Source organism: Arthrobacter sp. KNU40, from assembly GCF_051515115.1.
Lineage (GTDB): Bacteria > Actinomycetota > Actinomycetes > Actinomycetales > Micrococcaceae > Arthrobacter.
Window position 1 is genome coordinate 2233731 of sequence record NZ_CP195850.1, and the last position, 16907, is coordinate 2250637.

Below are 16907 nucleotides of genomic sequence, written 5' to 3' on the forward strand. Positions count from 1 at the left end.
CGCGGCACCCACGAACTTCTCAAGGAGATACCCATGCCCAACGCCCACAACACCTCCCTCGAACACTATGAAGTCTGGTTCCTCACTGGCAGCCAGCACCTCTACGGCGAGGACGTCCTCAAGCAGGTGGCCGCGCAGTCCCAGGAGATCGCCGCCGCCCTGAATGCGTCCTCCTATGTTCCGGTCAAGATCGTCTGGAAGCCGGTACTCACGGAGTCGGACGCCATCCGCCGCACCGCGCTCGAGGCGAACTCCGATGATGCCGTGATTGGCGTGACGGCCTGGATGCACACCTTCAGCCCGGCCAAGATGTGGATCCAGGGACTGGACCTGCTCCGCAAGCCCCTCCTGCACCTGCACACCCAGGCGAACGTGGCCCTGCCGTGGGCGGACATCGACTTCGATTTCATGAACCTGAACCAGGCAGCCCACGGCGACCGCGAATTCGGGTACATCCAGTCCCGCCTCGGCGTGCCGCGGAAGACCGTCGTCGGGCACGTCTCCAACCCCGAGGTCACCCGCCAGGTGGGAGCGTGGCAGCGCGCCGCCGCCGGCTGGGCCGCCGTCAGGTCCCTGAAGCTGACGCGTTTCGGTGACAACATGCGCAACGTCGCCGTCACCGAAGGGGACAAGACCGAAGCCGAGCTGCGCTTCGGCGTCTCGGTCAACACCTGGTCCGTCAACGAACTCGCCGACGCCGTCCACGGCGCGCCGGAGTCCGACGTCGGCGCCCTCGTCGCCGAGTACGAGCGTCTCTACGAGGTGGCACCGGAACTGCGCGCCAGCGGTGCCCGGCACGACTCGCTGCGCTACAGCGCCCGCATCGAACTCGGTCTGCGGTCCTTCCTGGAGGCGAACGGCTCGGCCGCGTTCACGACGTCGTTCGAGGATCTGGGAGCGCTGCGCCAGCTTCCCGGCATGGCCGTGCAGCGGCTCATGGCCGACGGCTACGGCTTCGGTGCCGAGGGCGACTGGAAGACCGCGATCCTGGTCCGGGCCGCCAAGGTCATGGGCGCCGGACTGCCCGGAGGCGCCTCCCTCATGGAGGACTACACCTACCACTTGACCCCGGGGCAGGAGAAGATCCTCGGCGCGCACATGCTCGAGGTCTGCCCCTCCCTGACCGCCACCAAGCCGCGCGTGGAGATCCACCCGCTGGGCATCGGCGGCAAGGAAGACCCCGTCCGCATGGTCTTCGACACCGACTCAGGGCCCGGCATCGTCGTCGCGCTCTCGGACATGCGCGACCGGTTCCGCCTCGTGGCGAACGCCGTCGACGTCGTGGACCTCGACGAACCGCTGCCCAACCTCCCGGTCGCCCGTGCCCTGTGGTCGCCCAAGCCCGACTTCGCCACCTCCGCCGCCGCGTGGCTCACCGCCGGTGCCGCGCACCACACCCTCCTCTCCACGCAGGTGGGCATGGACGTGTTCGAGGACTTCGCCGAAATCGCCCGGACCGAATTGCTCACCATCGATGAAGGCACCACCATCCGGCAGTTCAAGAAGGAACTCGCCTGGAACGCCGTCTACTACAAACTCGCCGGCGGACTGTGAACGGCGAGGAATTCCGGCTGGTCTCAGGGGACTACACCGCCTCAGTCGTCCAACGAGGCGGTGCCCTGCGGCAACTCACGTTCCAAGCGCGGGACCTCGTGGTCCCGTTCGACGCCGCGGCGCCCATCCCGGACTACCGGGGCATCATCGCCGCGCCCTGGCCCAACCGGATCGCGGATGGAAGCTACCGGCACGACGGCGCGGTCCTGCATCTACCGCTCAACGAAGCCTCGAGAAGGACCGCACTGCACGGACTCGCCTTCGACCAGCTCTGGACACTTCAAGCCGGCAGCGCCGTTACCCTTAGCCTGGGCTGCGAACTTGGCGACAGCCCCGGATATCCGTTCCGGCTCTCGCTGCAGCTGGACTACCGGCTGGATGCCGGCGGACTACACACTACGGTGACGGCCCGAAACCTGGGCGAAAGGACAGCGCCCTACGGGGTCTGCCCGCACCCCTACCTGTTGGCGGGGCCCGCCCCGCTGGACGAGTGGACGCTTGAGCTTCCCGCCGAATCCTTCATGGAGGTCACCGCGGACAGGTTGCTGCCCCTGGGCACGCGCGCCGTGGCCGGGCACGAATTCGACTTCCGCACACCGCGCACCATCGGTGCGACGAAAATTGACCACGCCTTTACGGACATCGCGTTCGACGACGACGGGACGGCCCGGATTGTGGTCCGCGACCCCTCTGGAACGGGCGTCGGCATGTCGTGGGACCGGAACAGCCCCTGGTTGCAGATCCACACCGCGGACAAGCCCGCACCCCTGCCCAACCGGCTCGGGCTCGCTGTTGAACCCATGACATGCCCGCCGGACGCCTTCAACAGCGGCCAGGACTTGGTCCGGCTGGAACCACGCTCAGTGCACGAGGCACAGTGGAGCATTTTCGCTGTGTGACATCAGGAGCGCCGGCAACATCTTGGGTCGACCGGGGCCCGATCGCAACTGGCATGACTCAGCCGCGTCAGCGCCGTCCAAAGAACTGAGCACATCAAGAAGAAAGGCCCCCATGTTCACCCCCACCGAATGCATCGAAATCCGGGTGAAGAGCCGACACGCTCTCGACGATCGGCTCGAAGCCGCCGTGCAGGACCTAAAAGAAGCCGCCATGCGATCAAGGACATGCGGGATCCTCATCACGCGCCATCAGCCAGGCCAATATACGGCCGAACTCTCCGACCAGGTTCCGTTCGGACTAACTCGTGAACATTGTCGCTGACTCCCGTGCAGTTCAGGCTCGATTCGAACCGCAAGGAAGGAAAGAGAACACATGCCCTCGGACATCAACGACTGGCTACTGCTGGTGGGACGCACCATCGAACTGATACAGGACGGCAGACGCGTCCGCATCGCAGAAGTGGAACATGCCACGGTAGATTCTTCGGTGATGTGGCTGCGCTTCGACGGGAACCACGGCAGGCAACTCATCACGCCCGGCGACGGATACGATATCCGCGTCATCGACTGAGTAGACCTTGGGACCGCCTATCGATATCGGGTTGCGGGAAGATGCAGAGGACGTCGTGAGGACGGAGATGGAATCAAACTTGCAAGCCTGTTCAGCACACGTCGGTGGAAGCGCCTTCGACCCGGAGCGGCATGCGATTTTGCTCGTTGCGGGCGACAAAGCAGGTAACTGGAGCAAGTGGTACAAAACGAACATCCCGCTTGCGGATGATCTGTTCGATGATCATCTGAGGATTCTGAAAGGAGGATCGTGATGGCTAAGACTATTGAGGATATCTTGGCGAAGCGGCCTGTCGACCGCGCTGCGGTCGAGGGACATAAGAAGCACCTGCTCGATGAAGTCCGGGCGTACCGGCTTCGGGAACTCCGGGAGGCATCGGAGTTGACGCAGGTCGAGCTGGCTGCACGGCTGCACGTCAGCCAGAACAGGGTGTCCCGCATCGAGCACGGTGACATCCATCCTGCCCAGGTCGCCACGCCGCAGAAATACGTCGTAGCAGTTGGTGGCCGGCTTCGTGTCGAGGTTGAACTCGGCGACGAAGGGATCCAGATCGCCTGACCCAACAACCGGGACCACTCATGCACCCCTTGGTTTCGTCGGGGAGCGGGTTCGATAGGGGCAAAAAGGAAGTGTTGACGGTGTCAACACGTTTCGCTTCGGACTGGGCCGTACAACGGCCGGACTGGCCCGGATTGACTATGTTTTCGGGAGTTCCCTGTGTTTCCGGGGCCCGGAATGCGGTTCGAGTCCCACCTCGGGCACAGCATTCCCCCTCGTCAGAGGGGGTTTTTGCTTTAACGTGTGTACAAAGCTTGTGGTCAGGTCCCTCTGACGCTAGGTTGGCGGGCTTTGGCCTGGCCGCCGCGGTGGCCTATTCAGATGTGTGGGTTGCGGGTTCAGGGTCCTGGCTGGTGGACCCTCCGCCTGCTCTGGGGTGGGGTTATGCGGTTCCTCGTTCCGGTTCGCTCTGGTTGGTCGTGGATGGCCAACACCCGTTCATGGTTCATGGTCCGGAGTACGACATGATGAAACCGAATTTGGCTCGGAAGTTTCTTGGAGAGCTGTTCCTGGTTGTAAGGGCGTGCTCTGGCTGTCCGCTTGTCCTGCCAAAGGAGGTGTGGACAGTGTCCACGCTTAAGTCTGATTTTATGGAAGCGCCAGTGGCGGTCCGCTCCTGAGTATTGGACGTATGTGGCCTCAGTGCACGGCCGGGCTGGTTGCGGCCTGCGCCCCGACCGCGGCGGCTTTCATCGCCTCTGACTAGGTGGCCTTCCGGTGCGCTCATGGTCGTCCGTCGGGCGGGTCTGGACCTCCCGTGGGATTGCTCCGTGCTTGGTTTCGAGAATCACGAACTCTGCGAGGTCCTGGGCATGACAACCATGTACCACGACGTGGCTGGTCAAGGCCAGGACGTGCTGGATCGGCCGGCCAACGCCAAACGTTTCCGCCGCAAACGTAGGCGCGAGCTGGCCCGAGTAGTTCGACGACACCGTCAAAGCCGCGGACCTGGCCCTGGACGGAGAAACTCTCTCGCTCGAATCGACGGCGCGCTCGGCGACGTGATTGAGCTGGACCCGCCAACGTCGAACCCTTCGCGGAACGAGACTAGCGGCAGTATGGGTGGCCCAGATTATGGTCCTGCGGACTCGGGGAGGGGAAATTGTCGTTCATTCTCTGATTGGGAGTGAAACGGGTTCTTGATACGGCAAAGCCGGGCGCCTGGGTTTGGCAGGCGCCGGCTTTGCCGGGCTTGGTGGGCGCGGATCAGGTGTTGAGGACGTCCCGGACTGCGGTTGCCAGTTCGATGGAATTTGCCTGGTCGGAGTGGATGCAGATGGTGTCCGCCCTGACGGTGACGGTTTCACCCGTCACCGAAGCTATCGTTCCCTCCTCCAGGTATCTGTGGGTGCGTTGAACGGCTTGTGTAATCCCGGTTTCATGGCTTGAGCGGTTGACGATGACGGTGCCGTCGGAGTTGTAGTCAAGGTCGACGTAAAGTTCGCCGATGAAGGGGATTCCTCGGCGTGCCGCGATTGTTTCGTGGCAGGTTCCCGGGAGTCCGTAGACCGACACGTTGAATTGCTCAGCGACGTCGCAGAGGGCGTCCATGAGTTCCTCGCTTCTGGAGAGCATGGCGAACAGCGCTCCGTGCGGCTTGATGTGGTTCAGGGGTACGCCTGCGGAGTCAAGGAATCCCCACAATGCACCGACCTGGTACCGGACGAGGTCCCGGACTTCGTCATTCCGCAGGGCCATTTCTCGCCGGCCGAAGCCGACGGGGTCCGGGAAGCCGGGGTGGGCGCCGATTCGGACACCGGCTGCGGCGGCCGCGGTGACGATGCGGTTCATGGTGCCGGGGTCTCCGGCGTGCATGCCGCAGGCGACGTTGATGGAGTCGACGAGGGGCAGGAGGGCTTCGTCGTTTCCGAAGGAGTGGATTCCGTAGGACTCGCCCATGTCCGAGTTGAGTGTCAGCTGCGGGATCGAGGTCTTGCCTTTCACGCTGTTACCTGGGACAGGCTGGGTGCCTTGCGTGCGGCGGTGGCCTTCTCGACACCGTGTGCCAGTCCGAGCAGTTGCGGTTCGGAGTAGGGCAGCGCCATGATTTCCAGTCCGACGGGCAGTCCGGCGCTGGTGAATCCGGCGGGAACGGTGATGGCGGGGAACAATAGCTGGGATGCGATGACGGTGCAGGGCCGCAAAGAACCAGATTCTCGAACTCGCCATGATGTCAGTGCATCTAATGCGGCCGGCCACCAACACCGTGTTCGTCGATCTACTGGACCGCGAAGCCGTATGGGCGCAACACACGGTCATCTACCATGCAATAGCAGACCAGGACCCGGAAGCCGCCCGCGCGGCATTCCAAAACCACGTCGGATACCTCGACGACACCCGGCGCAAGGCACTGGCGGACATCAGCGCGACGGACGTTTTCGTGGCAACATTGCCCGATTCGAGCCGCCTGGCAGCGTCAAGGCCCCGCGCCGAATAACCGCCCGGAGCGGGCCGTTCATCCGGTGCTACCCATTGGCATGGGCACGGCCGCGTGGAGCCCCTTTAAGACGGGGCCCCATACGGCCGATGCGTGAGTCGGGCCGATGAACAGCCTGTCCCGGGGAGGTCAGGGAAGCCGAATGGGTTTGAGTTCGTCGAAGCGGTCGCCCGGGCCCGGATTCTCCGGATTGGTCTTGCCGCCCAGCTGCGTCATGACGCCCCACACGGCATTGAGGCCCGTAGTCACGGCTCCGTCGGCCCAGCCGCCGGTCCAGGAGATGCCGTCGCCGGCCAGATAGATGCCGCGGTGGACCGGGTCCATTCCTTCCTGCATGAAGTGCGTGTAGAGCCGTTCCTGGTAGCGGTAATGCCCTGGGAGGTTGTCACTGAAGGCACCCATGAAGTTGGGGTCGTCTTCCCAGGAGACCGTGATTGGATCCCCGATGATGTGCGAGGCGATGTCCACGGTGGGATAGATCTGCTTCAGGGAGTGCAGCATTAGCCGGACTCGCTCGTCGGCATCCAGCGGCAACCACTTCAGGGCGTCGTCGTTCCAGGTGTAGGACAAGCAGATCAGGGCGGGCTGGTCCGGGCCGTTGTCCAGCAGGTAGGTGCCGCGCGTGAGCCGGTCTGTGAGCGTGGTACTCATGAGCTGGCGGCCGGTCTGTGGGTCGATGTCCTTCCAGAACGGCCTGTCGACCACTACGAACGTCTTGGAGGACTGCATGTAGTGGCTACGCTCGATCGCCGTCCAGAGCTTGTGGCTGAAGAGCGACTCGTCGACGTCGATGCGTGCCGAGAGCAGCCAGCTCTGGCACGTCGCAATGACCGCCGGATACTCCCGCGACTGTCCCCACTTGTCCGTGACGGCGATGGGGCCCTCGACCGCTGCAGCGGCGCCCCCACTGCCAGGAAGGCGCCGGATGGACGCGACCCCGGGCCGCGGGTGCCCGCCGTGAAGGGATGCGAGGCTTGTGCCTTCTGGCCAGTGTGCCAGGTCGGAGGGGGCATGGTTCCAGAGACGTTCCGGCAGGAGCTGCGCCCCGCCGATGATCCGGTGTTGGTCCGCGTCGGCATCCACGTACACGACGCGGAGGATCTCCAGGATGCTGTCCGGGAAGTTGGTGTCCCAGCCGCCCGTTCCGAACCCGACCTGGCCGAAGGCTTCCCGGTATTCAAACGGGAGGGACGCGAACGCCTTTGACGTGGCCAGATAACCGGAGAAGGAGATGTCGTCGAAGCGGGGAACCAATTCGTTCCAAACCCTCTTGATGGTGGCGAGGTCCCTGGTGCGGATGGCTTCCTGCATGGCGCCAAAGTGGGCGCGTTCCTCCAGGCAGTCGTCCCACGCGCTGGACACGTCCCGGAAGAACCCAGGCAGATCGTCGGAGGTCTCGGCATAGTGGGCCGTGCCGCCAAGTTCGATCACGGTGCTTCCGGCAGCAGGCGTCAGTGGGTTGGGGAACGGCTGGGTTTCGATGCCAACAAGATCCGCGTAGTGGAAGAACGAGGTGCCGGTCTTTGGGAAGCGCATCCCGCCCAGGTCCGCCACCGGTCCGGACTTGCCCGGCTGGGTGCCTCCGCGGAGGCGTCCTCCGATCCTTGAGGACTCGTACACAACCGGCTTGAGTCCCATTTTCATGAGTTCGTAGGCTGCGACGAGCCCTGACAGCCCGGCGCCCACAACGGCCACTTCGGTGCCGTACATGTCGGCCGGAACGGAACCGATTCCGGCTTCATGGGTGATGTAGTCATCATAGGGAAACGGGAAATCCGGGATGAGCATGCTCAGTTTTGCAGTCGGCGTGCTGGTGGCTGCGATGGTCACGTGGGTCCTTATTGGGGGTGGGCGCTGGCTGCGCTGTTGATGAACGGGGAGAGGTAGTCGGTGTCCAGCCGGGCCTGGCGAAGGCTGGACACGGCAATGTCCGCGAAGATGAGCGCGGCATCGTCACGGGCGGCCGCAAGGTGCCGCCCGTACGGATCGGCGATAGTGCTCAGGCCGGCGAAGTGTGGGCCGGTGTGGTTGGCGTACGCAATGAACAGCTGGCTTTCGAGGGCTCGGGTGGGGACCACCATCGCCGGAATCAGCCGTGTGTCGAACGGGTGTGCGTCGGACTGGCCGCCTTCACGCAAGGGGACCGCCGTCGGAATGCAGAGCAGTTCCGCTCCCGCGACGGCCGCGGCACGCGCGAACTCGGGAAACTCGATGTCGAAGCAGATTCCGAGGGAAACGTTGACTCCGTCGAAGCGGACGACGGCGGGGGGCTCCTCCCCGGCGTCGAACGCTTCCTTCTCGACTGCCCCGAAGAGGTGCTGCTTGCGGTAGCGGGTCAGTTCAGCACCGTCGCGGTCAAAGAAGGACGCCGAGATATAGCGCCGCTTCTGGTCGTGTTCGACTGTGGAGCCCACGATCGCCAGGCCCGCGGATAGGGCGATGTCGGCGATCTGCCGCCGCTGGGCTGTCCCGTCGGTGCCGTGGACGAGGCCGGGAGCGTAACCGCTGATGAATAGTTCGGGAGTTACCAGAAGGTCCGCGCCCAGTGCCTTTGCTTCCTGCGCCCGGGCAGCAAGCCTGTTCAGGTTTTGCTGCGGTGAGTTGACCAGACCGGTGGCTTGCAGGACGGCCACCTTGATCCGGCCGGTCACGTGGTGCCCACCAGCCGGAAGCCGGGTTCCGGTGACGCGGCATCGTCGAGGTCTCCGTCGCAGAGCCTCTCAACGACGCGAGTCAGCATGTCCACGCCAGCGCAGGCATCGTCGTCGTTCGTGTATTCGCGCTCATTGTGGGAGATGCCGTCCACGCTGGGGACGAACAGCATGACCGTTGGGACGACATCCTTCATATTGATTGAGTCGTGCCCGGCAAGCGTGAACACCTGGCGGTTGCTGAGGCCCAGTTCGGCTGCGCATTCGGCGGCCAAGGCCACACCCTCGGGTTGGTAGGGGTTGATGCCCCAGGCGTGGGACTCCTCGACCTCAATGCTGACGTTGGCCTCCGTCTCGATGCTGGCGATACCGGCGCGGAGCAGGGCCTTGGCAGTGGCCAGGACGCCCTCATCGGCGGTCCGCAAGTCCATCACGAGGTCCACCCGGGACGGCACCACAACGGGCGAGTTCGGATACACCGTCAACTGACCCACGGAGGTGTGCAGCACGGCACCGCTGAAGTGGTCCGCGATTTCCCGAAGCAAAACCACTAGGCGCGACGCTCCCAGCAGGGCGTCCTTGCGGTCGGCGATGACGGTTGAACCCGTGTGTGCCTGCTCGCCGTGGACCGTAACGGTGTATTTCGCAGCGGCCCAGCAGGCGTGGACCAGGCCGATCGTGGTGCCGGAGTCCTCCATCGACCGGCCCTGTTCAATGTGGATCTCCGCATAGGCGGCGGCAGCGGGCCCATCGCCAGTTCCTAGGTGCCCGATTTCGGTAAGGGCTTCGCGCACGCTGGTACCCGCGGTATCTGTAATGGACAGCGCGACGTCGGCGCGGAGCTTTCCGGTGTAGACGGAACTTCCCATCATGGACGGGGCGAAGCGGCACCCTTCCTCGTTGAACCAGTCAACGACGGCAAGGTTGTACTTGGGAACCGCTGGCGGGGTGCCGTCGTCGGGCGATTTCGAGGCTGCGCGGTCGGCCAGCCTGCGGGCAGCGTGAAGGGCCGCGGCGACGCCGTACGCGCCGTCGTACTTCCCGGCGGTCGGCTGGCTGTCCAGGTGCGAGCCCACGAGGACGTAGGGTGCGCCAGGGTTCCATTCGATCAGAGCGAAGAGGTTTCCAACTTGGTCCGTTTCCGTGCGGAACCCGTACTGGGAGGCGAGGGAGGTGAACCAGGCACGTGCCTGTGCGTCCGCCGCAGTGCCGGCTTGACGGTCCACGCCGTGGCCGGGTGTTTCGCCGATGGTCGAGAGGCTGCGGAAGTCGCGGAGGAAGGACGCAGCGTCATCGGTCGCTGCCCGGCTGATGTCGGCCGGTTTTTGGGTCAGGGCGTTGGAGGGACGCGTTGCTGAGGTGGTCATGGTGTGTGCTCCTCGTTGTTGAACCGCGTGGTGGAAGACTGGGCCGGTGATTCCTGGGCTGTGGCCTGCGCTACCGGGATGGCGTTGGTCGGCGGCCGGGTCCTGGCAAGTTCGTTGACGCGCTTTCGCACGGAGTACCAGCCGGCCATCAGGGCCGGGATGATGATTGCCAGGGAAGCGACCGTGTACGTGCCGATCGGGAAATCAAACAGCATCAGGACCAGCACCGCTGCGAGGAACGCCAAGGTCAGGTAGGAGGTCCAAGGCGCACCGAAGAGCCGGAAGGCTGGCCGCGGCATCAGTCCCGCTTTGGACAGTTTGTACAGTTTCAGTTGGCACAAAATGATGGTTGCCCAAGTGCAGAGGATGGCCAGCGCGGTGGCGTTTATGGTGATTTCGAACGCCATCTTTGGAACAACTGCGTTGAGCCCCACGCCGAGCAGAGTGAAGGCAGCGGTGAAGAGGATTCCGCCGTAGGGCACCCCGCCGCGGCTCATCCGTTTCATGAATTGGGGTGCCGTCCCGGTCTGGGCCATGGAGCGGTAGATCCGCCCGGTGGAGTAGAGCCCGGCGTTGAGGCTGGATAGCGCGGCGGTGAGGACCACGAAGTTCATCACGTCGCCGGCACCGGGCACGCCGATACTGGCGAAGAAGGTTACGAACGGTGATTCGCCCGCCTTATAGGAGCTATACGGAAGCAGCATCGCCAGCAGGGCAGTGGAGCCCACGTAGAAGATGGCAATCCGGAAGATGACCGCGTTGACCGCCTTGGGCATGATCTTCCGGGGGTCCTTTGTTTCGCCGGCGGCCACGCCGATCATGTCGATGCCGGCGTAAGCGAACACAATGCCCTGCACGATGATGACCGCGGGCAGGAGCCCGTTGGGCAGCAGGCCGCCGTGGTCGGTGATCAGGGAGAGCCCGGGTTGATGCCCGGCGACCGGGAAATTGCCGGCGAGGAAGATGCCGCCCACCAGGAGGAACGCCACGAGCGCGCCAACCTTGATGATGGCGAACCAGAATTCCAGTTCACCAAACAGCTTCACGGAAATGAGGTTGACGCCGGTGACCACGAGCAGGGCCGCCAGCGCGAGGATCCATTGCGGGACGCTGCTGAAGGCGGTCCAGTAGTTCAAGTAAACGGCGACGGCGGTAATGTCCACGATCGCGGTGAGCGCCCACGACAGTGAGTACACCCACCCGGAGATGTAAGCTGCCTTTTCGCCATAGAACTCCCGAGCGTACGAGACGAAGGAGCCTGATGACGGGCGGTGAAGGACCAGCTCGCCGAGAGCGCGGAGGATGAAGAAGGCGAACACTCCGCAGATCGCGTAGACAACGGGGAGTATGGGCCCGGCTGAGGCCAGGCGTCCGCCGGCGCCGAGGAAGAGTCCCGTGCCGATGGCGCCGCCGATGCCGATCATTTGGACCTGGCGGTTGGAAAGGCCCTTCTTGTAGCCGGATTGCTCGTCGGGGCGGACAGCCGTTGTCCGCTCCTCGACTGGATCAATGGTGGTCATGGAAACTCCTGGCCGGTGAAAGTGTTGGGCTGCCACAGGAGCAGCTGATTTCGATCGTCCCAAGGCGATGGATGATTGCCCATGACAGGGGCGAACGTAAAAGCATGCAAAAAATGTACGAACGTACATGGGCCGTGGCGTCCGGTTCCGCGAGGATGTATGGAGATGCTGTGGGAGGGGCGACATGACGGACGATGAGCAGTGGCTGACTTTGGTCGATGCCGTGGGCAGGCAGCTCCCTGGCCTCGTCGAGAATTTCCTGACCCGGATTCTTCCCGATCCCGCCTACGCCGATTCCGGCCTCACGCTTGAGGACCTGCGTCGCAGCAGTTTCAACTCCTTCTCTGCCATGCTCGCGGCTCTCGGCGGGCGTGCCGAGGATATTGGCGCGCTTTCGGTCTTTGCCTCCGAACTTGGTGCCCGGAGGGCACGTCAGGGCGTTCCGCTGGACAGCCTGGTCCGGGCGATTCGCCTTGATTTCTCGGTACTCTGGGATGCTTTGTCCGCACCGGAGCTGCGCGCAGACCCCGCGTTGTTGGTAAGGAAGGCGGAAGTCGTGTGGGCGACCGTCGACCGCTTCGCGTCCAGCGTCCAAGAGCGGTATTTGAGGGAGTTGGAGGAAATTGAGGGCGCCGATGCTGATCTTCAACAGCAGTATCTGACCCAATTGTTGGCGCCGGCCGAGCCGTCCTCAGCTGATCTGTCACGAATAGCCGGTGCCCTCCGCATTAACCCTCGTGCGATGTTCCTTGTAGCGGCCATTGATCGGAACGACGGTCTGCTGATCAGGAGGCGGGTCCGGGCGCGTCCGACGCGGGACTTTCCTGTGCTGACCTATGACCAAGGGCACCACACACTTGTCATCCGGCCCCGAGCGATGGACTCCAACGAAAAGCTGAGTTACCAGGAGGCCGCACTGTTCGACGATGTGGCCGTCGCAGTGGCACCGCACGCCAACGGGATAGAAGAAGTGCGCACAGCTGTCAGCGCCGCCCGGGAAATCATGAAAGACCTGCCCATGGGCAGCAAGGGGGTCTTTACGCTGAGGGACCGTTGGCTGTCCATCACGGCACACCGACTCTCGCAAGTGGGCTGTAACCCTGAAAACCTGGTCTTTTCGGCGCTTGGTCGATGCAGCGACGCGGAGCGGGAACGCCTCCTGGAAGCGGCGCGAGCATTCCTGGAGCTCGGGAGCCTCGTAGCGACGGCAGACCGACTCGCCTGCCACCGGAATACCGTTGTGAACAGGCTGGCGGCATTTGAAGGTTACACGGGCCTTGACCTTCAAAAACCACGGGACAGTGCGTTGGCGCTGCTTGCCATCGGGGGATAGGGTTGCAGGTTCAGGAGCCGTTATTCCGTGCTGGCATCACGAAGCCGCGGCGTGGAGACGGCTCAAAGCCACACACTCTTGTGTGGCTTTGAGCCTTCTTCTCTGGGCAAGTCCAGCGTGCTGTCAGCACCGTGGCGGTCACATGCTTCAGTGCACGAGCAGCGTTTCGAGTGGTTCGCCCGCGGCGATTCGTGCCAGCAGTTCCGGCTCGGCCGCGTCCGAGGCCAGTGCCCGCTCCAAGACCGCTGTCGCCTCCTCCTGGGTCAGCACGATCACGCCATTATCGTCACCCAGCACCCAGTCTCCGGGATGAACCTCGACTCCGCCGAACAACACGGGAACGTTGACCGATGATTCCTTGCCGTGCAGCCGCTTGGTGGTGAGGCACGAGGTGCCGCGTGCGAAGACCGGCAGACCGGTGCTCCGCAACTCCAATAGATCCGTAGCTCGGCCGTCTACGACTATGCCGGCAGCGCCCTGGGCCTTGGCGGCTGCTGCCGTTACTGCGCCGACGGGCGCATGGCGGTGGTCGCCATTCATGTCCACCACCAGCACGCTGCCCGGAGTCAGGGCGAGCAGCGCGCGGTTCATGGCGATCGCATCGTTGTCAACGATTCGGACTGTCACCGCAGGCCCGGCCACCTTTACGCCGTCGAGCAGCGATTGGATGGCCGGATCGACAAATCCGTCCTCCAGGAAGTGTCCGATAGTGGGGTAGCTGACCTCGGCAAGCCGGGCTAACAGGCCTGCCAAGGACCGAAGCTTCGCCGCGGGTGCCTGGCTCATGCGAGCACCGCCACGCATTCAATCTCGAGGGATACTCCCCAGAGGCTCACGCACACCGTAGTGCGCGCGGGCTTCGCCGAGCCGAAGTGCTCCGTGTAGACGCGGTTGTACTCCTCGAGTTGGTCCTCGCTGGTCAAGTACGTGTTGACCTTGACCACGTGCGCCAGGCTGGAACCGGCTGCTTCCAGTACCGTACGCAGGTTTTCGATGGTCTGCCGGACTTGTCCTTCGAAGGTCTCCGGTTGGTCGTCCAGGCCCGTGATGGCCGGGATCTGGCCGGAGGTGAACACGAAACCGTTGGCGATGACCGCGTGGGAGAAAGGTCCGACGGCGGCTGCCTGGCCGGCGATCTCGGCGAGCCGTGTGATGGTGGCCGGGTTGGTGTCCTCGGCCGGGTTCGTAGGTAGGGAATCGCTCATTTCGTGGTCGCTTCCGCTGCATCCACGGGGGCTTCGTCGACGGCATCGATGTTGCCGTGACGGGTTTCCGTCAGGACGAACAGCGCCGCGAGGGAGATCAAGGCCGCGGCTGTGATGTACCAGGCAATGGAGGAGCTCTGGTGCGTCAGGCCCAGGAGCCAGGTGGTGATGAACGGGGTAGCGGCGCTGCCGAGGAGGCCGGAGAGCATGTAGGCCACGGACAATCCCGAGTAGCGGACCTTGGAGCCGAAGAGTTCGGCCAGGAACGTGGCGATGGGACCGTAGTTTGCTGCGAAGGCCGTCATCATTCCGAGGTAGGCGACGAACAACAGGGGTACGGACTTGGTGTCCATGAGCCAGAACATCGGGAAGGCGAACAGCGCCTCAGCCGCGACGCCGGCGTAGATGATCGGCTTGCGGCCGTACTTGTCCGAGAGCTTCCCGAAGAAGGGGATGAGCACAAAGCACAGTGCGCAGGAAGCCAGGACAACCCAGAGCATGAGACTCTCCGAGTGGCCGAGGTCCTTCTTGCCGTAGGAAACGCCGGAGGCAACCAGCAGGGTGAAGGTGCTGCCGGTCGAGAGGGTGGCGATGCCGCCGAGGACAACTTGCTTCCAGTACTTGGCCATGAGGGCGGCAAAGGGCATTTTTGCCTTTGCACCGGCGGTCTTGACTGCCTGGAACGACGGGGTTTCCTCGATGTGGAGGCGGATGTAGATGCCGACGGCCACCAGCAGGCAGGAGGCCAGGAACGGGATGCGCCAACCCCAGCTGAGCAGCGCGTCGGAGCTGACGGTGGAAGCGACGATCAGGAATGCGACGTTGGCGATCAAGGTGCCTGCGGGAACGCCGACCTGGACGAGGGAGCCGTAGAAGCCACGGCGCGCGGAAGGAGCATGCTCAACGGTCATGAGTACCGCGCCGCCCCATTCGCCCCCCAAGGCCAGGCCTTGGATGACGCGCAGCAAGAGCAGCAACAGCGGCGCCAGGATGCCGATGCTGTTGTAGTCGGGCAGCAAGCCGATGGCGAAAGTTGCCGCTCCCATGGTCAACAAGGAGATTAGGAGCATGGATTTGCGGCCGAGCCGGTCACCGAAGTGGCCGAAGATGATGGCGCCTACCATGCGGGCAATGTAGGCCGAGGCGAAGGTGCCGAAGGCCAGCATGGTGCCGACGATCGGGTCGAAGCTGGGGAAGAAGATCTTGTTGAAGACCAAGGCGGACGCTGTTCCGAACACGAACAGGTCGTACCACTCGACAGTGGTGCCGATGACGCTGGCGAGGGCAATTTTTCGCATCTTGGCCAGGTCAAGCCTGGCTGCGGACACGGAGGCGGTATCTACCGTTTGGGCCATGAGAAGCTCCAGATGAGTGTGGGGGCGAGTGCCCGGGTGAGGATGCAGATAACTATCCTGTGTTGCGTACCACACTTCAATGGCTGAATTTCCAGCAAAAAACGGCAGAAAATGTGTGTTCACACAACGCCGCTCTACTCTATGGTGGGCCTCGGGCCCAAGCCTCGGGCCAGGCTTAGGCCCAGGCCACCACCAGCCGGGCCGCTTGCGCCGGGACGGCCAGATCGATGCCAGTGAGCTCCTGGAAACGGTTGAGCCGGTTGAGGATGGTGTTCCGGTGGCAAAAAAGTTCCTGCGCCGTGGTGGTGATGTTGCCCGTGTGCAGGAAATGGCGCACCGTCTCGGTCAGCCGCTCGCGCTCGCCGTCCCGGCATTCCGAGAGGGCAGACTCAAGATCGGCCCAGAGGTCCAGGCCCGCATCCTGGAGTTGCTGCTTGGCGAGACGGGCCCACGCTGCTGCCGCCGTCAATGGGCCTCGGTCAGCGGGCTGGAGCAGCAAAGCGAGGCGCTCCGCCGTGCGTGCTGCGGAGGGCAGGGCGCGCAGACCGGAAAATCCCTCGACATAACCACAAGGTATTCCGATGATGGGCGCAGGAATGTAGGCAGGTCCTTCGTCTTGCCGGCCTGCGCCGCCGAGTCCCGCGACGCGGGGCCCTCCGCCATGAGCCCGCGGCAACGCCCAGAAGACGTACGTGCTGCCGCCGAATTCGTGGACGTAGAGCCGTTGGGACGGTTGGAGCCAGCCGCCCTGGGTGGCAATAGTCCGCAGTTTGGAGGCTGCCTCGCCGCTCGCGGCCACGATGGAAAATCTTGCTTCCGGGTCCGTGGCCAGGGCTGCCGCGGCCTGGCTGATGGTATCTGCCGATAGCTCGGATTTGCTGAACAGCCGGGCGATGAACTCCCGGCGGATGTTTGATTCCTCCTGGGCCATCCGGACGCGCTCGCTCGAATAGCTGGAGTGGGTCTGGGTGGCAAATTCATCCACCACGCGCCACACCTGGTCTACATGGGACGTCAGGAGCACGGCATCCTCCGCGTCCGAGATCTTCAGGAGATCTGCCCAAAGAATGCTGAAATCCAGGCGTACAGCTGAAATCAGGGCTTCGGGCGAAATTCCGGCACGCGCCCGTTTGGCACCAAGCTCCGAGGAGAAGCGCGCCAGCGAATCCTGACTGCCGTGGGAGTTTGAATGGCGGAACCTCTCGTCCCGCAGTCCGTCGATGAGGCGCCGGAAAGTTTCACGTGCCGTGCTCCTCAATTCCGGCAAGCTCACCCTGTTGTCGGCATATTCGGGGATCTCCTGGACGCGCGTCACGAAGAGCTCGACAAGTTCCTCCAGCCGCCCGTGCAGCCCTTCCACGAGCTCTCCCCAGCGTGCTGCGTCGCCAGCCTTCTCTGCATTGTGCATTCACACATTCTACGGCCGATATTCAGTGGCATGGAGCTAGTTTTTTTGG

General features: G+C 63.7%; 18 protein-coding genes. 7 read left to right on the forward strand and 11 right to left on the reverse strand.

Features of this window, described 5'->3' with window-relative positions; all coding sequences use genetic code 11:
* Positions 1–33: 33 nt before the first annotated feature.
* The 4 genes from araA to ACSKT0_RS10275 all read left to right on the forward strand — a co-directional run bounded on the left by araA (position 34) and on the right by ACSKT0_RS10275 (position 3024).
* The gene (gene araA / locus ACSKT0_RS10260) at positions 34–1554 is read left to right on the forward strand and encodes an L-arabinose isomerase (RefSeq protein WP_437773643.1); all 1521 of its coding nucleotides are present in this window, start codon (positions 34–36) and stop codon (positions 1552–1554) included.
* Positions 1551–2453, forward strand: coding sequence for an aldose 1-epimerase family protein (locus ACSKT0_RS10265; protein WP_437773644.1), 903 nt, complete (start codon positions 1551–1553; stop codon positions 2451–2453). The genes araA and ACSKT0_RS10265 overlap by 4 nt, the downstream gene beginning before the upstream one ends.
* Positions 2454–2565: 112 nt before the next feature.
* Positions 2566–2775: a hypothetical protein gene (locus ACSKT0_RS10270; RefSeq protein WP_437773645.1), complete on the forward strand. Its 210-nt coding sequence runs from the start codon at positions 2566–2568 to the stop codon at positions 2773–2775.
* A gap of 51 nt (positions 2776–2826) precedes the next feature.
* Complete coding sequence (locus ACSKT0_RS10275; protein ID WP_437773646.1) at positions 2827–3024, forward strand: hypothetical protein; 198 nt, start codon at positions 2827–2829, stop codon at positions 3022–3024.
* 91 nt (positions 3025–3115) lie between these two features.
* On the opposite strand, the gene ACSKT0_RS10280 is transcribed toward ACSKT0_RS10275, so the two are convergent.
* On the reverse strand, positions 3116–3250 hold the full coding sequence (locus ACSKT0_RS10280; protein ID WP_437773647.1) for a hypothetical protein: 135 nt from the start codon (positions 3248–3250) through the stop codon (positions 3116–3118).
* A 26-nt stretch (positions 3251–3276) separates the two neighbouring features.
* On the opposite strand from ACSKT0_RS10280, the gene ACSKT0_RS10285 reads away from it, so the two are divergent.
* A complete protein-coding gene (locus ACSKT0_RS10285) occupies positions 3277–3582 on the forward strand; it encodes a helix-turn-helix domain-containing protein (protein WP_437773648.1) in 306 nt (101 codons plus the stop codon).
* Positions 3583–4788: 1206 nt separating this feature from the next.
* On the opposite strand, the gene ACSKT0_RS10290 is transcribed toward ACSKT0_RS10285, so the two are convergent.
* Together ACSKT0_RS10290 and ACSKT0_RS10295 are read right to left on the reverse strand one after the other, a co-directional pair.
* The gene (locus ACSKT0_RS10290; protein ID WP_437773649.1) at positions 4789–5526 is read right to left on the reverse strand and encodes a 5-oxoprolinase subunit PxpA; all 738 of its coding nucleotides are present in this window, start codon (positions 5524–5526) and stop codon (positions 4789–4791) included.
* Positions 5523–5726 carry an amidase family protein gene (locus ACSKT0_RS10295; protein ID WP_437773650.1) on the reverse strand — a complete coding sequence of 68 codons (204 nt, stop codon included), beginning with the start codon at positions 5724–5726 and terminating at the stop codon, positions 5523–5525. The genes ACSKT0_RS10290 and ACSKT0_RS10295 overlap by 4 nt, the downstream gene beginning before the upstream one ends.
* Before the next feature lie 41 nt (positions 5727–5767).
* Here ACSKT0_RS10295 and ACSKT0_RS10300 point away from each other — a divergent pair, with 41 nt between their 5' ends.
* A complete protein-coding gene (locus ACSKT0_RS10300; protein ID WP_437773651.1) occupies positions 5768–6019 on the forward strand; it encodes an FCD domain-containing protein in 252 nt (83 codons plus the stop codon).
* A gap of 129 nt (positions 6020–6148) precedes the next feature.
* Here ACSKT0_RS10300 and ACSKT0_RS10305 read toward each other — a convergent pair whose 3' ends face one another.
* Genes ACSKT0_RS10305 through ACSKT0_RS10320 form a run of 4 tightly spaced genes read right to left on the reverse strand, consistent with a single transcriptional unit; the run spans position 6149 to position 11557 of the window.
* Entirely contained in the window at positions 6149–7807 is a 1659-nt protein-coding gene (locus ACSKT0_RS10305) for a flavin monoamine oxidase family protein (RefSeq protein WP_437774008.1), read from the reverse strand.
* A gap of 50 nt (positions 7808–7857) precedes the next feature.
* The gene (locus tag ACSKT0_RS10310; RefSeq protein ID WP_437773652.1) at positions 7858–8670 is read right to left on the reverse strand and encodes a nitrilase-related carbon-nitrogen hydrolase; all 813 of its coding nucleotides are present in this window, start codon (positions 8668–8670) and stop codon (positions 7858–7860) included.
* Positions 8667–10037 carry a M20 family metallo-hydrolase gene (locus ACSKT0_RS10315; RefSeq protein ID WP_437773653.1) on the reverse strand — a complete coding sequence of 457 codons (1371 nt, stop codon included), beginning with the start codon at positions 10035–10037 and terminating at the stop codon, positions 8667–8669. The genes ACSKT0_RS10310 and ACSKT0_RS10315 overlap by 4 nt, the downstream gene beginning before the upstream one ends.
* The gene (locus ACSKT0_RS10320) at positions 10034–11557 is read right to left on the reverse strand and encodes an amino acid permease (RefSeq protein ID WP_437773654.1); all 1524 of its coding nucleotides are present in this window, start codon (positions 11555–11557) and stop codon (positions 10034–10036) included. The genes ACSKT0_RS10315 and ACSKT0_RS10320 overlap by 4 nt, the downstream gene beginning before the upstream one ends.
* Before the next feature lie 184 nt (positions 11558–11741).
* Here ACSKT0_RS10320 and ACSKT0_RS10325 point away from each other — a divergent pair, with 184 nt between their 5' ends.
* Entirely contained in the window at positions 11742–12890 is a 1149-nt protein-coding gene (locus ACSKT0_RS10325; protein WP_437773655.1) for a helix-turn-helix domain-containing protein, read from the forward strand.
* A 147-nt stretch (positions 12891–13037) separates the two neighbouring features.
* Here the strand turns inward: ACSKT0_RS10325 and ACSKT0_RS10330 are convergent, their stop codons facing one another.
* The 4 genes from ACSKT0_RS10330 to ACSKT0_RS10345 form a co-directional block, all read right to left on the reverse strand.
* Complete coding sequence (locus tag ACSKT0_RS10330; RefSeq protein ID WP_437773656.1) at positions 13038–13676, reverse strand: RraA family protein; 639 nt, start codon at positions 13674–13676, stop codon at positions 13038–13040.
* On the reverse strand, positions 13673–14095 hold the full coding sequence (locus tag ACSKT0_RS10335; RefSeq protein ID WP_437773657.1) for a RidA family protein: 423 nt from the start codon (positions 14093–14095) through the stop codon (positions 13673–13675). Before ACSKT0_RS10335 ends, ACSKT0_RS10330 begins: the two co-directional genes overlap by 4 nt.
* The gene (locus ACSKT0_RS10340; RefSeq protein WP_437773658.1) at positions 14092–15450 is read right to left on the reverse strand and encodes an MFS transporter; all 1359 of its coding nucleotides are present in this window, start codon (positions 15448–15450) and stop codon (positions 14092–14094) included. The genes ACSKT0_RS10335 and ACSKT0_RS10340 overlap by 4 nt, the downstream gene beginning before the upstream one ends.
* Before the next feature lie 175 nt (positions 15451–15625).
* Entirely contained in the window at positions 15626–16858 is a 1233-nt protein-coding gene (locus ACSKT0_RS10345; protein WP_437773659.1) for a helix-turn-helix domain-containing protein, read from the reverse strand.
* Between the last annotated feature and the right edge of the window lie 49 nt (positions 16859–16907).